The 15,039-nt window shown below is 66.8% G+C and carries 18 protein-coding genes; 8 read left to right on the forward strand and 10 right to left on the reverse strand.

Going from position 1 to position 15,039, the window contains the following annotated elements; all coding sequences use genetic code 11:
- The first annotated feature begins 20 nt into the window (after positions 1–20).
- Together LZA78_RS08165 and LZA78_RS08170 are read left to right on the forward strand one after the other, a co-directional pair.
- On the forward strand, positions 21–359 hold the full coding sequence (locus LZA78_RS08165; RefSeq protein WP_233676443.1) for a hypothetical protein: 339 nt from the start codon (positions 21–23) through the stop codon (positions 357–359).
- A gap of 3 nt (positions 360–362) precedes the next feature.
- Positions 363–623 carry an I78 family peptidase inhibitor gene (locus tag LZA78_RS08170; RefSeq protein WP_233676444.1) on the forward strand — a complete coding sequence of 87 codons (261 nt, stop codon included), beginning with the start codon at positions 363–365 and terminating at the stop codon, positions 621–623.
- A 6-nt stretch (positions 624–629) separates the two neighbouring features.
- Here LZA78_RS08170 and LZA78_RS08175 read toward each other — a convergent pair whose 3' ends face one another.
- Positions 630–1,064, reverse strand: a complete 435-nt coding sequence (locus LZA78_RS08175; protein WP_233676445.1) for a c-type cytochrome — start codon at positions 1,062–1,064, stop codon at positions 630–632.
- Positions 1,065–1,355: 291 nt separating this feature from the next.
- Here LZA78_RS08175 and LZA78_RS08180 point away from each other — a divergent pair, with 291 nt between their 5' ends.
- Complete coding sequence (locus tag LZA78_RS08180) at positions 1,356–1,703, forward strand: DUF2794 domain-containing protein (RefSeq protein ID WP_233676446.1); 348 nt, start codon at positions 1,356–1,358, stop codon at positions 1,701–1,703.
- Here LZA78_RS08180 and LZA78_RS08185 read toward each other — a convergent pair.
- Together LZA78_RS08185 and LZA78_RS08190 are read right to left on the reverse strand one after the other, a co-directional pair.
- On the reverse strand, positions 1,700–2,527 hold the full coding sequence (locus LZA78_RS08185; protein ID WP_233676447.1) for a C40 family peptidase: 828 nt from the start codon (positions 2,525–2,527) through the stop codon (positions 1,700–1,702). The two genes, LZA78_RS08180 and LZA78_RS08185, sit on opposite strands and share 4 nt — an antisense overlap.
- Complete coding sequence (locus LZA78_RS08190; protein ID WP_233676448.1) at positions 2,524–3,930, reverse strand: leucyl aminopeptidase family protein; 1,407 nt, start codon at positions 3,928–3,930, stop codon at positions 2,524–2,526. The genes LZA78_RS08185 and LZA78_RS08190 overlap by 4 nt, the downstream gene beginning before the upstream one ends.
- 298 nt (positions 3,931–4,228) lie before the next feature.
- Here LZA78_RS08190 and LZA78_RS08195 point away from each other — a divergent pair, with 298 nt between their 5' ends.
- Positions 4,229–4,879, forward strand: a complete 651-nt coding sequence (locus LZA78_RS08195) for a carbonic anhydrase (protein ID WP_233676449.1) — start codon at positions 4,229–4,231, stop codon at positions 4,877–4,879.
- A 36-nt stretch (positions 4,880–4,915) separates the two neighbouring features.
- Here LZA78_RS08195 and LZA78_RS08200 read toward each other — a convergent pair whose 3' ends face one another.
- From LZA78_RS08200 to LZA78_RS08220, 5 genes are all read right to left on the reverse strand, one after another.
- A complete protein-coding gene (locus LZA78_RS08200) occupies positions 4,916–6,511 on the reverse strand; it encodes a DUF4139 domain-containing protein (protein WP_233676450.1) in 1,596 nt (531 codons plus the stop codon).
- A 108-nt stretch (positions 6,512–6,619) separates the two neighbouring features.
- A complete protein-coding gene (locus LZA78_RS08205) occupies positions 6,620–7,642 on the reverse strand; it encodes an aspartate-semialdehyde dehydrogenase (protein WP_233676451.1) in 1,023 nt (340 codons plus the stop codon).
- A 66-nt stretch (positions 7,643–7,708) separates the two neighbouring features.
- Positions 7,709–8,329 (reverse strand): glycosyltransferase family 29 protein, encoded by a 621-nt coding sequence (locus LZA78_RS08210; RefSeq protein ID WP_233676452.1) that lies wholly within the window; start codon positions 8,327–8,329, stop codon positions 7,709–7,711.
- Positions 8,326–9,363 carry a glycosyltransferase family 4 protein gene (locus tag LZA78_RS08215; protein ID WP_233676453.1) on the reverse strand — a complete coding sequence of 346 codons (1,038 nt, stop codon included), beginning with the start codon at positions 9,361–9,363 and terminating at the stop codon, positions 8,326–8,328. The genes LZA78_RS08210 and LZA78_RS08215 overlap by 4 nt, the downstream gene beginning before the upstream one ends.
- Positions 9,364–9,372: 9 nt before the next feature.
- Positions 9,373–10,563 carry an MFS transporter gene (locus LZA78_RS08220; RefSeq protein ID WP_233676454.1) on the reverse strand — a complete coding sequence of 397 codons (1,191 nt, stop codon included), beginning with the start codon at positions 10,561–10,563 and terminating at the stop codon, positions 9,373–9,375.
- 115 nt (positions 10,564–10,678) lie between these two features.
- Between LZA78_RS08220 and LZA78_RS08225 the strand changes: the two genes are divergently transcribed.
- From LZA78_RS08225 to modC, 4 genes are read left to right on the forward strand one after another with little or no spacing between them, the layout of a single operon-like run.
- Positions 10,679–11,038 carry a winged helix-turn-helix domain-containing protein gene (locus tag LZA78_RS08225; RefSeq protein WP_233676455.1) on the forward strand — a complete coding sequence of 120 codons (360 nt, stop codon included), beginning with the start codon at positions 10,679–10,681 and terminating at the stop codon, positions 11,036–11,038.
- A gap of 60 nt (positions 11,039–11,098) precedes the next feature.
- On the forward strand, positions 11,099–11,842 hold the full coding sequence (gene modA / locus LZA78_RS08230; protein ID WP_233676456.1) for a molybdate ABC transporter substrate-binding protein: 744 nt from the start codon (positions 11,099–11,101) through the stop codon (positions 11,840–11,842).
- Entirely contained in the window at positions 11,839–12,534 is a 696-nt protein-coding gene (modB, locus tag LZA78_RS08235; RefSeq protein ID WP_233676457.1) for a molybdate ABC transporter permease subunit, read from the forward strand. The genes modA and modB overlap by 4 nt, the downstream gene beginning before the upstream one ends.
- Positions 12,531–13,619: a molybdenum ABC transporter ATP-binding protein gene (gene modC / locus LZA78_RS08240; protein WP_233676458.1), complete on the forward strand. Its 1,089-nt coding sequence runs from the start codon at positions 12,531–12,533 to the stop codon at positions 13,617–13,619. Before modB ends, modC begins: the two co-directional genes overlap by 4 nt.
- Before the next feature lie 49 nt (positions 13,620–13,668).
- Here modC and LZA78_RS08245 read toward each other — a convergent pair whose 3' ends face one another.
- Together LZA78_RS08245 and LZA78_RS08250 are read right to left on the reverse strand one after the other, a co-directional pair.
- Positions 13,669–14,133, reverse strand: a complete 465-nt coding sequence (locus LZA78_RS08245; protein ID WP_233676459.1) for an Hsp20 family protein — start codon at positions 14,131–14,133, stop codon at positions 13,669–13,671.
- 123 nt (positions 14,134–14,256) lie between these two features.
- Positions 14,257–15,027, reverse strand: coding sequence for a trypsin-like serine peptidase (locus LZA78_RS08250; RefSeq protein ID WP_233676460.1), 771 nt, complete (start codon positions 15,025–15,027; stop codon positions 14,257–14,259).
- Positions 15,028–15,039: the final 12 nt, after the last annotated feature.

Genomic DNA, 15,039 nt, shown 5'->3' on the forward strand with positions numbered 1-15,039 from the left:
AACGCAAGAATGGGTGCGACATGTTGATCCGATTTACCGTCATGACGGCCGCGGCGCTAACGCTGGCGGCCTGCCAGTCCGAACCGATCGAAGAGGCCCCGCCGGTCATGCCGGCGCCCTATATGACCCCGGCCGTCACGCAAACCGGCGGGCTTGAACAGCGCGAGCCCGACACCTGCCACGCGATCGACTACGTCTCGGCCCTCGGCCAGCCCGGCGCGATCATCCCGACGCTCGGCATCACCCGCCCGGTCAACGTGATCGAATGGCGGGGCATCGAGCCGCAGGAATACAACCCGCAGCGCATCGTCTTCCGCCTAGATGCCGTGGGCAACATCTTCAACATCGATTGCGGTTAAGGCGTGCGTAAGCTTGCCGCTGGCCTGGCTCTCCTGTCCGCCCTCGCGGGGTGCGCGCCCGAGGAACCAGCGCCAGCCGGCTGCACCGCCGCGGATCTTCAGGATCTGATCGGGCAGTCGGAAACCGTGCTGGCAAGCATGAAATTCGCGGTGCCGCTGCGCGTCATCCACCCCGGAGACATGGTCACCATGGATTTCCGGCCGAACCGGCTGAATTTCCACGTCGACGCCAGCGGCAAGATCGAAAAGATCGACTGCAACTGAGCGGGGTCACATCTTGAATCGGCCGTGGCAATCCTTGCAGGCCGCATTCACCGCATTCATTGAGGCCGCAAGGCCGCCTGCGCTTTTCCAGTCAAGGCCCATCGCCGCCTTGTAAAGCCGGTCGGCCTTCTGGTTGAACTCGCCCCGGTTAAACCAGATGTCGGGCAGCGCGTCCGAGGCCGGGTCGTCCTCTTCCGCGTCGAAGAGCACCGGGACCAGATCGGCGGTCGTAGTGAAGGCGGCCGCGGTTTCCTCGGCCAGCGCGGCGTCATAGGGCGCCTTGCCCACGGCCATATCGCCCAGAAGCGTAACCTGCGCCTTCATCGCCCGCATCGCCTCCACGCGCTTGAGCACGACAGGATTGGTCGGGTCTTCCTTGGCAAGGGCAACGCCTGCAACAAGCATCAACCCCAGGGCAATCGTCAGGCGGATCGGTTTCACGCGGGCCTCCGTAGCAGCGATGGGCGCAGGATGGGGCGAAACGCGACCAAGGGCAATCGCCGGGCGGAAAAATGCGCGTGATGCGCCCCGGCAGGACGAACGGTGGGGGCTGTTGACCGCCCTGCCGGGGACTTAGCGATTTCCGCTGTCCCCAATCTGGCCTGCAAACACGGCAGCTTTGGGGTGCGCGCCCGGGCAAGACCGCGAAGATTCCATGGCAATTTCGCGACCTGCGAACGCGCCCCTCTCGTGAGGGTTGATTTGGCGCAGGCCCGGTGTCACCATTCTGTCATGACCATGCAGCCGCCGACCCCGTTCCCCGGCCCGCGCCCTGCCCCCGAGCAGGTCGCCTTCGACCGGACCGAGTTAGGGGCGATCCTGTCCGTTTATGGACGCATGGTGGCGGCAGGCGAATGGCGTGACTACGCCATGAGCTTCCTGCGCGAGATGGCGGTCTTCTCGATCTTTCGCCGCGCGGCCGAGCACCCGATCTACCGCATCGAAAAGCGCCCCGCGCTGCGCAGCAAGCAGGGGATGTATGCCGTGGTGGGCATGGACGGGCAGATCCTCAAGCGCGGACACGACCTGCCGACCGTGCTGCGCGTGCTGGAACGCAAGCTGATCCGCCCGATCGACTAGGAAGGGCGCTTGATCCCGTAGAACGTCCCCTCGCCCGCAGCCTCGATCCGCGCAAGACAAGCACCGATCTCTTCATAGGCGACGCTCATCGTGTGGCCATTGGCATGGATCAGCCGCTCGGGCGAGACCGCGATGGCGACATGGCCGCGCCAGAAGAACAGATCGCCCCGCTGCGGCGGGGTGCCGTGCGGCAGGAAGGCGCCGAACTCAGCCCGTTGCAGATCGGAATCCGCCGCGCAGGGACGGTTGCAGGCATGGAACGCCACCTGCACAAGGCCCGAGCAATCGATGCCGTCGCGCGAATTCCCGCCCCACAGGTAGGGCGTTCCAAGCAGGCTCTCGGCAAGCGTAACCGGATCGGCGGGCGGATCGTCCAACGCGCGCAGGTGCTGGAGCGGAATGAACCCCTCGGGCGTGCGGGCAAAGCCACCCTCCTGCGCCAGTACGGCCACGCGCGCCCCCAGGGACAGGCGCATCGCCTCGCCGCGCTTGATAGAGGCCTCGCGATAGACATGGGTTGCGGGCGCAATCACCCGGTGCGTGGCAAGCTGCGGCGCGGCCAGACAATCGGCGGGCACCCAACCGCAATAGCCATCGGCAACCGATTGCACGAAGACATGCGCCCCCTGCCGGTCGATCACCACCAGATCGGCGCCGAACAGCAACTGGCGGTCGCGTGGACCCTCGGGGCTGGCCAGCAGGTCGGTCACCGGGCAGGCCAGACGCGCAGCCTCGCCCTTGGTGAAGGCCGCGGCCTCGACCTGTCCGCGCAGGGCCTCAAGCGCGACACGGCCGGAAAACGGGGTCAGGCGGCGGTCGCTCATAGGCCCAGCACCTCGGGCAAAGCGGCCAGGATGGCGCGTGCGCCCTGCCCCACGCCGCCCTTGGGCCGCCCGGGCTTTGCCGCCGGTTGCCAGCCGTAGATGTCGAAATGTGCGAAACGCTCGGTCTCGGTGACAAACCGGCGCAAGAAGAGCGCCGCCGTGATCGACCCGGCCATCCCGCCCGAGGGCGCGTTATCCAGATCGGCGATGCCCGGCTCGATCATCGCCTCGTAGGGCGCCCAGAACGGCATCCGCCAGAGCGGGTCCGCGACCTGCACCGCTGCGCGCGCAAGCGCCCCGGCAAGATCATCGTCATCGGTGTAGAAAGGCGGCACGTCGGGGCCAAGCGCGACCCGCGCGGCGCCGGTCAGCGTCGCCATGCACAAGATCAGATCGGGTGCCTCTTCGTCGGCAAGGGCCAGCGCGTCGGCCAGCACCAGGCGCCCCTCGGCATCGGTATTGTTGATCTCGACCGTCAAACCCTTGCGCGAGGTGTAGATGTCCTGCGGGCGGAAGGCATCACCCGCCACCGCGTTCTCGACCGCAGGGATCAGCACGCGCAGCCGCAGCGGCAGGCCGAGCCCCATGATCATATGCGCAAGCCCCAGAACCGTGGCCGCCCCGCCCATATCCTTCTTCATCAACCCCATCGAGGCCGCGGGCTTGATATCGAGCCCTCCGGTGTCGAAACACACGCCCTTGCCCACCAGCGTCAATTCCGGCCCGCTTTCGCCCCACCGCAGGTCAATCAGACGCGGTGCGCGGGTACTGGCACGCCCGACCGCATGGATCAGCGGAAAGCCCTGCGCCAGAAGCGCCTCGCCCTCGACCGTATGCACATGCGCACCATGACGCGCGGCCAGTGCCCGCGCGGCGCCCTCAAGCTCGACCGGGCCAAGGTCATTGGCGGGGGTGTTGATCAGATCGCGGGTCAGCGCCTCGCCCTCGGCGATGATCTCAGGCCGGGCGGCATCCACGCCCTCGGGGCAGATCAGCCGCGCTTTTGGGGTCGAGCCCGCCGCATAACGCCGATAGCGATAGCCCTCTAGCAGCCAACCAAGTGCTGCCTCTTCGGCCTCGGCGGCGGAGGACAGCCCCTCGATCCGCCAATTGCCTTCGGGCAAGGAGCTTGCCGCCTCCGCGACCGCGAACCGTCCTCGCGCGCGTTTCGCCGCACTGCCCATACCGAACAAGGCCCCGGCCACCGCGCCATCTTCGGCGGGCAACAGGCAGAGCTGCCCTAAAGCTGCGGTAAAGCCCTGCGCGGTCGCCCATGCGCTTTGCGCAGGCGTCAGTGCCTCGGGGCGGGCGTCGCCCTCGCACAGCCATAGCGGCAGGCTGGCCGCGTTTGCCGGGGCAAAGCGCATCTCGGGGCGGTCGGGCAAGAACGGCAGGGCGGTCATGGTGGGTCTCCGGCAAAGGCAGCCTTTGGGTCACCCTAGCGCGGGCATCACCAGCCGCAAGGCCCAAGCCCTCGCCCACTGCTCGATCCGAGCACACAGGCGCGCAGGGGATCATACCGCACTATGCCGGTTTTATCGAGGCGAGGGTGCACGCAATACACCAGTGCATCTCTGCAAGGGGGCCGCCGCATACCCAACTGCGCCTTCGCTCATAAGAAATGATTGAACCGCGCAAGAAACCTCTCGAAAATCAAGATGCCCGCCCCTATGTAACGGCAGCTATCGGAAAGGGACGAAAATGAAGGAACACGTGCGGCCACTGCCCAACTACCTCGTTCAGCGTTTTCAAGGGTGGAAAGCCACCACCTACAGCGAGAACCGCTCTTGGTATCGCCGTCTGGCAGAAGACGGGCAGCGCCCCCGCGCCATGGTGATTTCCTGCTGCGACTCGCGCGTTCATGTCACCTCGATCTTCGGCGCGGACTCGGGCGAGTTCTTCCTACACCGCAACATCGCGAACCTCGTGCCGCCCTATAACCCGGACGGCGACCACCACGGCACCTCGGCTGCGGTCGAATATGCAGTGCGGGCGCTCAAGGTCTCGCACCTGATCGTTCTGGGCCATTCGCAATGCGGCGGCGTCGCAGGCTGCCATGCGATGTGCACCGGCAAGGCCCCCGAGCTTGAGGAGAAGACCTCGTTCGTGGGCGCCTGGCTGAACCTGCTGCGCCCAGGCTTCGAGCGCGTCAAGGAACTGCCCGAGGCAGACCAGGTCAATGCGCTGGAAAAACAGGCGGTCGTCATCAGCCTTGAGAACCTGATGACCTTCCCCTTCGTGCAGGCCGCGCTTGAGGCTGGCGACATGACGCTGCATGGCCTCTGGCACGACATCGGCGGAGGCAGCCTGAGCCAGTTCCTGCCAGATCAGGGCACTTTCGAAGAGCTCTGAGAAGCAACGGCCCCGTCAATGCGGGGCCGTTTCGTTTCAGCGCAGCACCTGACCCGCAGGCCAGCGGATCGTGGTTTCCAGATCGACCGTCTGCTTGGCCCCAGCGCCCAGATCGAAGCGCCAGGCCAGCAGGCCGCGCTTGTCGTCGTAATTTTCCTCGGTGGCCTTCGGCGTTGCGGTGTAGCCGATCTCCAGATCTTCCTGTTCGCCATAGGGCACGCGGTCGATCAGGCGCACCGGCCAAGCCTCGCCGGTCAGGTTCTCGACCTCGATGCGAACCGTCTCGCTGCGTTCGTTCGACTTTGAGATCACCCCGCGGTCGCCCTCCTGTGCCTGCTCGACGATGCGGCGCAGTTGCATTCCGTCGATGGCACCAAAGCCAAGGCGCAGCTCGGCGCCCGCCGCCACCAGCGGCAGTTGACTGGCGCCGATGACCGCGCCATCGAGCCACAGCGTCGCCGGGCCCGGCAGCAGCACCTGCCCGCTGTCGTTGCGCGCCTCGGCGATGCGATAGGCTGTGGGGTCGAGCATCGGCACCGCCTCGGCCAGCACCTCAGCGCGCAGGTCCAGCCGGTCGAGCTGCAACCGCAGATCCTCGACGCCATCGCGGATATCGACCGCGCCGTCATAGCGGTAGGTAACCGTCTCGCCGACCATCTCAAGCGCGCCTGCCCCGACCAGCGCCGCGTCGGCCTCCGGCGCGGGCGCGGCCTCCATCGCATAGCCGCGCTCGGCCTTGGCCATCAACACCGGCTCATCGGGCGGGCCAAAGCGCAGGAACTCGGGCCAGAGTTCCGAGGGCGCGCTGCGCTCGGACGGGCGCGCGGTGGAAAGCGTCAGGGCGACGCCGCTCCAATCCTCGCCGCTGGCCTGATGCACCGACACGAGACGATCGAGCGAAAGCACGCCCTGCGCGCGATCCAGACGCACGTCATAGGCGGGCTGCCAGCCGGCATCGGAAACGAAGGTGGTGATCGTCACCGTCCCGGCGCCGCTGACCTGCATCAGCACGGCATCGCTGTCTCGCGCGGGGTGCTCCAGCGCCGCCAGCGCCTTGCGGGCTTGCTCCAGCGCCTCGCGGTCGGGGCGCAGGGCCAGATCGGCGGCGCGCGCCTCGGCCTCGGCGACCAGTGCCTGACGCGAGGCCTCCAGCACGCCCTCGGCCACGGTCGCGGCAAGGGTTGCGACCTGATCGGGCGGAGTGTTGGAGGTGTCGAGCCTGTTCAGGAACGCAACTCGCGCCTGAGCCGCCAACGCCTGCGCCCGGATCGCGGCCACGGCGTCCTCGCCCGCGGCCAGCGCAGCCTCCAGCCGCTCGACCTCGGCGCGTGCGGCCTCGATCTCGGGCGAGGTGACCGCGTCGCTTGCTGGCTGACGCTCGTCGATCAGGGTGACAGCGCCGATCCGCACCCCCGCACCGCTGACGCGCAACGAGGCAACGTCAGTGCCGTCGGGCAGGTTCGGCACCAGCACCTCGGTTTCACCCTCCGCCACGGCCACGCTGCGGCTGACCTGCGCGCCCCAGGGGAACAGGGTCACGGCATCGACGCGGGCGGGATGTTCGATCGGAGCCGCCAGAAGCGCCGAGGGCGCGGCAGCCAGCATCAAAGTGGTGATAAGCGAAAATTTCATGCGGGGCCTCCCGGAATATCTGCGCGCAGGGTCACCGGGGGGCGGCACAAAAGCAAGAGGGCGCCGATCACGGCGCCCTCACGTTTGGGTCAGCGGATCGCGCGGCGATCAGCCTTTCTTGAGGCAGCGGTTGCCGAGCGTTTCCGCGATCTGCACAGCGTTCAGCGCCGCGCCCTTGCGCAGGTTGTCCGACACGCACCACAGGTTGATGCCGTTCTCGATGGTCGAGTCCTGACGGATACGCGAGATGAAGGTCGCGTAGTCGCCCACGCATTCCTTGGGCGAGATGTAGCCGCCCGCTTCGCGCTTATCGACGACCATGATGCCCGGCGCCTCGCGCAGGATGTCACGGGCCTCGTCTTCGTCGAGGAACTCTTCGAACTCGATGTTCACCGCTTCCGAGTGGCCCACGAAAACCGGCACGCGCACGCAGGTCGCGGTCAGCTTGATCGAGGGATCGAGGATCTTCTTGGTCTCGGCGGTCATCTTCCACTCTTCCTTGGTGGAACCGTCGTCGAGGAAGACGTCGATATGCGGGATCACGTTGAATGCGATCTCCTTGGTGAACTTCTTCGGCGGCACTTCGGCGGTCGGGTTGTAGACAGCCTTGGTCTGCTCCCACAGCTCGTCCATGCCTTCCTTGCCTGCGCCCGACACCGACTGGTAGGTCGAGACGACGACGCGCTTGATGCGCGCGCGGTCATGCAGGGGCTTGAGCGCCACGACGAGCTGCGCGGTCGAGCAGTTCGGGTTCGCGATGATGTTTTTCTTGCCGTATTGCTCGACGGCCTCGGGGTTCACTTCCGGCACGACCAGCGGGATCTCGGGGTCGTAGCGGTAGAGCGACGAGTTGTCGATGACGACGCAGCCCTGCGACGCGGCGATGGGGGCGTATTTCTTCGTCGCCTCCGAGCCGATAGCAAAGAGAGCGATATCGTAGCCCGAGAAATCGAAGCCTTCGATATCCTTAGTCTTCAGGGTCTTGTCGCCATAGCTGACCTCAGTGCCGAGGCTCCGGCGCGAAGCCAGAGCAACAACCTCATCGGTAGGAAACTGGCGCTCGGCCAGGATGTTCAGCATTTCGCGGCCCACGTTCCCCGTGGCGCCGGCGACGACGACTTTGTAGCCCATCAGGACCTCCTTGCTCAAAAGAACGAGGCCGCTTAACGAAGATTGGGAGATTTGGAAAGGGATTCGTCACGATTTCCGCAATGTGATGCGGGAATCACGCGCCATCAGATCAGCGGCCCAATCGGCTTCCGAGGTGAAGTCATGCGGCACCTGTTCGGCCGTGCGCCGCCCCGACAGCGAGAGCGAGGCAAAGAAGTCGAAGCCGTAAAGCGTCAGCGAGGCCATGTCGCTGCGCGCGATCAGGTCGATCATCATCGCGCCAGTCGTGGGCGGGGCGCCAAGCGCTGCGTGGAGACGCGTGTAATCGGTAAGCGGATAAAGGTAGAAGCCGGGGCTTGTCGCGGTCTCCCAATCCAGCCGCTTACGCTTGGGACTCATCCACAAATAGCGGGCAGGGCCGATCCGAGTGCGGTCTTCGGCGCTGAGGCGTGTAGCCAGTGCGAGCCAATCGGTCCGCGTGCCATGGCTGCGCGCGGACGGCATCGGTGCGCGGTTGATGCGGATGACAAGATCGGCGCTGTCGATCTCGGCGCCGAAATCGGTCTCGGCCAAGGCGCGAGCATTGCCGATCAGCGCGACGCGCTTGCCCGCCAGCGCGGCCAGAAGGTCCGACTGCGCGACCGAAAACGTCGCAAGAGGGGTCTCGCGCCGCAGGGTGCGTGCGAGCAGGAACGGCAGCCAGCTCACGCCAGCATCTCGCGGTAGATGGCGATCAGGGCGGCGGCTTCGGCTTCGATACGGAAGCTCTCCTCGACCCTCAGCCGCGCCGCTTCAGAGGCCGCCGAAAGGCGAGCCGGGTCGTCGAGGAACGCCGCCGTCGCCGTCGCAAGCGCCGGAATATCGTCAGGAGCAACGAGCGCCCCGGTTTGCGGCGTGACGATTTCCTCGAACGCGCCGACACGTGTCGCGACGACCGGCACCCCGCAGGCCATCGCTTCGACGGGCGTCAAACCAAATCCTTCCCAACGCTGCGGCGCGACGTAGAGATCGAGAACACGATACCAATCCGCCATGCGATCCACGGTGACTTCGGGCAGGAAGCGGATGCGCCCCGCCAGACCTGCATCGTGAACCTTTGCCCTCAGCCCCTCAAGAAAGGCACCGTGGCTTTCGGTGGCGCGCCCCATCACCAGTGCGGTAACCCCCGGCCGGTCGGGCAGGATCGAGATCATCGCATCGACGAAGGCATCTGTGCCCTTCTGTGCGCGAATACGGCCATAGCAACCCACCAAGACGCCGTTCGGCACGCCAAGAGACGTTCGTAGCGCCGCGCGATCATCGGGCGGGGAAAAAGCCCCGGTATCGATTCCGTGCAGGATGGCCCGGCAGGGGCGCTCCAGATAGCTTGCTGTCCTCGACGAGGTCGCAACCACCATATCCATCTTCGAGATCAGCCATTTGGTGTAGCCTGTATGCTTGCGCTGGCTCGCGGAGGTGAAAAGCAGCCTTAGCGGCATACGGAAGACTGTCTTCAGGAACAGACCCAGCAACATCTCGGTGTTGCGACGCGCGTGCCAGACCTGACGCCTACGCGGCAGAAGCGGTAGCCGCCAGAGCGGCACATGTGGCACTGAGGGCGGCAGCCCCGGCCCAGTCGCGACGATCCCGATGTCCCGCGCCTGGATCGGAACCAGCCGTACAATCGTCGCCGTCACCCCCGACAGGCGACGCTTGAGGTTCGGGGCGATGACTTCGATCTGATCGGGCTTGGGTATCTGCATTGCAGCGTTCTAGACTGTCTCGGCCGGGTTGTCTCGGGTGAAGAGGTAGAAGCACAGGCCGATGACCACCGGCACAAGGAAGAACAGGAACAGCGTCGCATAGGCGGTCTGGGGCGAGCCCGCGCCCGCCGCATATTCATAGACCGGACGCGAGCCGAACTGCGCCAGCGCGACCCCGGTGATCGAGAACATATTGAGCAGCGTCACCCCGCGCCCGACCAGATGCGGCGGGAAGAAGGCGCGCCCATGCGCCATGATCGCCGGGAAGGAGGCGCCGAAGAAGCCCACGGCCGCCAGCATCGCCGTCACCGTCCACAGGCCTGCCCCCGGCATCAGCCAAAGCGCCGCCAGCGCGATCGCGAGCACGACGTTGCCCGCCAGCACAACTCGCTTGTGGCTGCCCAGCAGACGGTCGGCAGGGCCATAGGCGAAATTACCCGCGATCATCGCAAGCCCCATCACCAGCGTCACATTGCCGATCAGCGCCGCATCCGCGCCATGTACCGAGGTCAGATACGGCCCAGCCCAAAGTCCGCGGATACCCGCCGCCGCAGTGTAATTCGCCGCCGTCAGCGGCAAGAGTAGCCACAGCCCCGGCAGCCGCAGGATATCCAGAACCGAGCCGCGCTTGCCTGCAGGCTGCGTCAGCCGCTCGGGGTCGCGGGTGAAGACAAGGATCGCCGCCGCCACGGCCAGCGTGATGCCCGTTAGCGCCCAAAGCGTCGCGCGCCAGCCGATGACCTCGACCGTGGCCGCCAGCGGCGCGGCGCCGGCGAGATTGCCAAGGCTGCCCACGCCGATCACCGCCCCCGCGAGAAAGCCGAAGGCCGCAGGCGGGAAGCTGCGTGCGAAGATGTAATACGACCCCATCAGCACCGGCGAGCAGCCGATCCCGATCAGGATCATCGCGATGTGGATACCCCATGGCCCGCCTGCCATGGCGAAGGCAGCCGCCCCACCACCGCCGCCAAGCGCGAGCAGCGCGCCCACCGTCCGACGCGGCCCGATCCGGTCCAGCGCCTCGCCGACCGGGATCTGCATAAGCCCGAAGGCCACATACCAAAGCCCCAAGGAGACGGCGAGATCACCCGCACTTGCCCCCAGCTCGGCCTTGAGAACGGGCGTCAGGACCGCAAGACACGCACGGTAGAATTGGCTGAGCACATAGCCAGCCACGAGAAAGGCAATGGATAGACGCATGGTTCCCCCGAGGATCGCGCTCAAGCTGCCGTATGGGCGCGGGATGCGCAAGGGGCCGCGATCTTGCCAAGCCCGCGCCCAACCGACAGGATGGCGCCCTGCGATGGAGGCCCCGATGACCCCGACCCGATTGATGCTGCGGCTTTATTTTGGCGAACTGATGCTTGGCCCGGGTAAGGCAGACCTGCTTGCGGGGATCGCCGAGGAAGGCTCGATCTCGGCCGCCGGGCGGCGCATGGGCATGAGCTACAAACGCGCCTGGATGCTGGTCGAGGCGATGAACGCGGGCTTTGCCGAGCCGCTTGTCGAAAGCGCGCGCGGTGGCGCGAAGGGCGGCGGCGCGGCACTGACCGAGGTGGGGCAGACAGTGCTTGCGGCCTATCGCGCGCTCGAGGCCAAGCTGCGCGAGGCGGGCGCGGATGAGTTGGCGACGATTGGTGCCTTGGTTCGGTGCGATATGTCCGATGGGAAATAAAGCTTGCGCCACCGCGCGCCGCACTGTTATGTCCGACGAAACATATCGAGCCGGAAACCCATGCGCTTTCTGCCCATCCTTGCCCTGACACTGACCCCGATTGCCGCCCGGGCCGATGAGGTTCTGGTCTTCGCGGCAGCCTCGATGCAGACCGCACTCGATGAGATCGCGCAGGAGTGGCACTCCGAGACCGGCCATACCGCGACCCTTGCCTATGGCGGCAGCGCCAAGCTGGCACAGCAGATCGCGGCCGGGGCGCCCGCGGATCTGTATATCTCGGCCTCGACCCAGTGGATGGACAGCCTTCAGGCTGCGGGCGCACTGGCCGAGGGCTCGCGCCGCGATCTGCTGGGAAACCGGCTGGTGCTGATCGCCTCGGCGCCGGGATCGGTCGCACTGGCAGACCTGCCCGACCGGCTTGGGACCGAGTATCTGGCCATGGGCCTCGTCGAGGCCGTCCCGGCCGGGCAATACGGTAAGGCAGCATTGGAGCATCTGGGGCTGTGGCAGGCCCTCGCCCCGCAGGTCGCGCAGACTGACAACGTGCGCGCGGCCCTGGCGCTGGTGGCCACGGGCGAGGCGCCGTTCGGGATCGTTTATGCCACCGACGCGGCGGCAGAGCCGCGCGTGCATATCGCCGCAGAGTTCCCCTCTGACAGCCACCCGCCCATCGTCTACCCCGCCGCGCGGATGCAGGATGCCCCGAATGCCGATGCAGCCGATGCGTTTCTGGCCTTCCTCGGCTCCGCGCAGGCGTCCGGTATCTTCGCCGCGCAGGGCTTTACGGTGATCCCCGCCCCATGACCGGACTGACGCCCGAAGAAGCCACGGCCCTGATGCTCTCGCTGCGTGTGGCGGGGGTGGCGGTGCTGACCTCGCTGCCAGTCGGGCTGGCGGTGGCGATGGTGCTGGCGCGGGGGCGCTGGCCGGGGCTGTGGCTGCTGAATGCGCTGGTGCATCTGCCGCTGATCCTGCCGCCGGTGGTCACCGGCTATTTCCTGCTGCTGGCCTTCGGGCGCAAAGGGCCGGTGGGCGCCTTTCTTGAACAGGCCTTCGGGCTGGTCTTCGCCTTTCGCTGGACAGGGGCTGCGCTGGCGGCAGCGGTCATGGGCTTTCCGCTGATGGTGCGCGCCATGCGATTGGCGATCGAGGCCGTGGACCCCAGGCTTGAAGAGGCGGCAAGCACCCTTGGCGCCTCACGCCTTGCGGTCTTTCGCAGCGTGACCCTGCCGCTGATCCTGCCCGGCGTGATCGCGGGCGCGGTGCTGGCCTTCGCCAAGGCGATGGGCGAGTTCGGCGCCACCATCACCTTCGTGTCGAACATTCCCGGGCAGACGCAGACCCTGCCCTTGGCGATCTACACTGCGCTGCAACTGCCCGGTCAAAGCGCGCTCGCCGGGCGCTTGGCACTGATCTCGGTCATCGTCGCCATCGGCGCGGTACTGCTGTCCGAGTTCATCGCGCGCCGCGTCGCCGCGCGGATCAGGGGGGCGTGATGCTGGAGGTCTCGCTGCGCCATGATTTCGGCAGCTTCGCACTGGATGCGGCCTTCACCGCGCCTGCCGGGGTCACGGCGCTGTTTGGCGCCTCGGGCAGCGGCAAGACGACGGTCGTGAATACGGTCGCCGGGTTGATGCGCCCCGATGCGGGGCGGGTGGTGGCGCAGGGCGAGGTCTTGCTCAATACCGCCGCCGGGATTTGCCTGCCGCCGAACCGCCGCCGCATCGGTTACGTTTTTCAGGACGCGCGGCTCTTTCCGCATCTGGACGTGCGCGCGAACCTGTTGTTCGGCGCGCGCTTTGCCCCGCGCGGCGCCACGGGCCCCGCCTTCGACCGTGTCGTCGAGATGCTTGGCATCGGCGCGCTGCTTGAGCGCCGCCCCGGCGCGCTCTCGGGCGGCGAAAAGGCGCGCGTTGCCATTGGCCGCGCCCTGCTGTCCAAACCGCGCCTGCTGCTGATGGACGAGCCGCTGGCCGCCCTCGACGCCCCGCGCCGGGCCGAGATCCTGCCCTTCGTCGAGCGGTTGCGCGATGCGGGTCTGCCCATTCTCTACGTCAGCCATTCGGTGGCCGAGGTCGCCCGCCTTGCCGATACGCTGGTGGTGCTGGGGGAAGGCCGCATCCTGGCCTCGGGCCGGGCCGAGGATGTTCTGGCAGACCCCGCGCTTGCCGCACAGTTCGGCGCGCAAGAGGCCGGCGCCCTGCTGCGCGCCCGCGTTCTGGGAACCGATGCCGACGGGCTGACACGGCTGCAAACGGCAACCGGAACTGTCTGGGTCTCGCAACCCGCGCCGGTGGGGGCCGAGCTGCGCATCCGCATCCACGCCAGCGACGTGATCCTTGCGCGCGAGGCGCCACAGGGCCTCTCGGCCCTCAACATCCTGCCCGGACGGGTCGAGAAGATCGAAACCGACAGCGGCCAGCGCGCCTGGGTTCAACTGCGCATGGGCGACGAGGCGATCCTTGCGCGCCTCACCCAACGCTCGGTCACGGCGCTTGGGCTGGCGCCCGGCGTGCCCTGCCATGCGATCCTAAAATCGGTCGCGGTGGCGCGCGACGATCTGGCAGAGACGCATAAATGAAAAGGCGCGCAGGCCCCTGCCCGCGCGCCTGAAGGGATGTGAAGAGCGCTTAGGCCTCCAGCGTCTCGACGGCCTTGGCCTCGACGGTGTTCGGCCCGGCAATCTCGATCCGGCGGGGTTTCAGCGCCTCGGGCACCTCGCGCACCAGCTCGATATGCAGCATCCCGTCGGCATGGCTCGCTCCGGTGACCTTCATATGATCGGCCAGCGCGAAGCGGCGCTCAAACGCGCGGGTGGCGATCCCGCGGTGCAGGTAGGTACGGGCGGCCTCTTCCTCGGCCTTCTTGCCGGAAACGATCAGCGCGCCTTCCCGCAGTTCCACGTTCAGCTCATCCGAGCCGAAGCCCGCGACGGCGATCGAGATGCGATAGGCGTTCTCGTCGGTTTTCTCGATATTGTAGGGGGGATAGGTCGGCTGGGCCACCTCAGCCGAAAGCACACGATCCATCATGTCAGCCACACGGTCGAAGCCGACGGTGGCACGGTAAAGCGGCGAAAAGTCAAAACTACGCATGGTCTCATCCTCAACTGAGCGATGTCGTCTAGCCCTCCGCATCGGGACGGGCGGTTCATCCAAGGCCCTTGCGGCGCCTCGGTCAGACTGATCTGGGGAAGGGGAAACGTGGTTTCAAGACCCTCAGGGCCGCAGGAACTTGGCCCCGTCGCTACGCGTCGCAAGCGAGCGCGTGGCAGGCGCGCGATTGGCCATCACCGCCTCGATGTCGGCCACGCGACTGACCAGCGTGCCCAGAGAAACCGGCCGGTCATTCAGACGCGCCTTGGCCGAGATGACCGAGACGATCCGCATCACCCCGTCGCGCAGCGCAAAGACCGGAGCACCCGAAGATCCGAAGTCGATCGAGCAATCCATCAGCACGACATCGTCGGGCCGGTCGAGCACCTTGCAAAGCTTTTGCAGCGAAGGCGCCTCGGCCCGGTCGTGGGCGTAGGACACAACGCCCACATCCTCACCCCGGTGCGGAGGGGTGTCGATCGCGAAGGGTTGCAACTGCGGCAGACGGATCGGCTGGTCCAGCTCGACCAGCGCCAGATCCCAGGCGACGCGGTCGAAACGGTCTGGCCCCTGGTAGAGGTAAGAGGGATGCGCAACCGCCCGCCGCGCACCGCGATAGGCGACCGCGCGCCCGTTGCGCAGACCCGCCCGGAACTCGATCTCATCGGCGGAGATCATCTGCCCGGTGTGGCTGTCGAACAGGCAATGCGCCGCAGTCAGCACCAGATCCGGCGCGATCAACGTTCCGGTGCAAAACCCCGTCCCGCCGAAATCGAGCCGCCCGACCGCCTCCCAGCCACGGCTGTCCGAGCCGGTGGTCAGGCTTTGCAGCGCACTCGGCTCGGCCCGGGCGGGCGCGGCAAGCAGCAAGATGGCCAGGATCAGTCGGAGCATGGGTGCCTCGTG

The organism is Rhodobacter flavimaris, assembly GCF_021378075.1.
GTDB classification, from domain to species: Bacteria; Pseudomonadota; Alphaproteobacteria; order Rhodobacterales; family Rhodobacteraceae; genus Rhodobacter; species Rhodobacter flavimaris.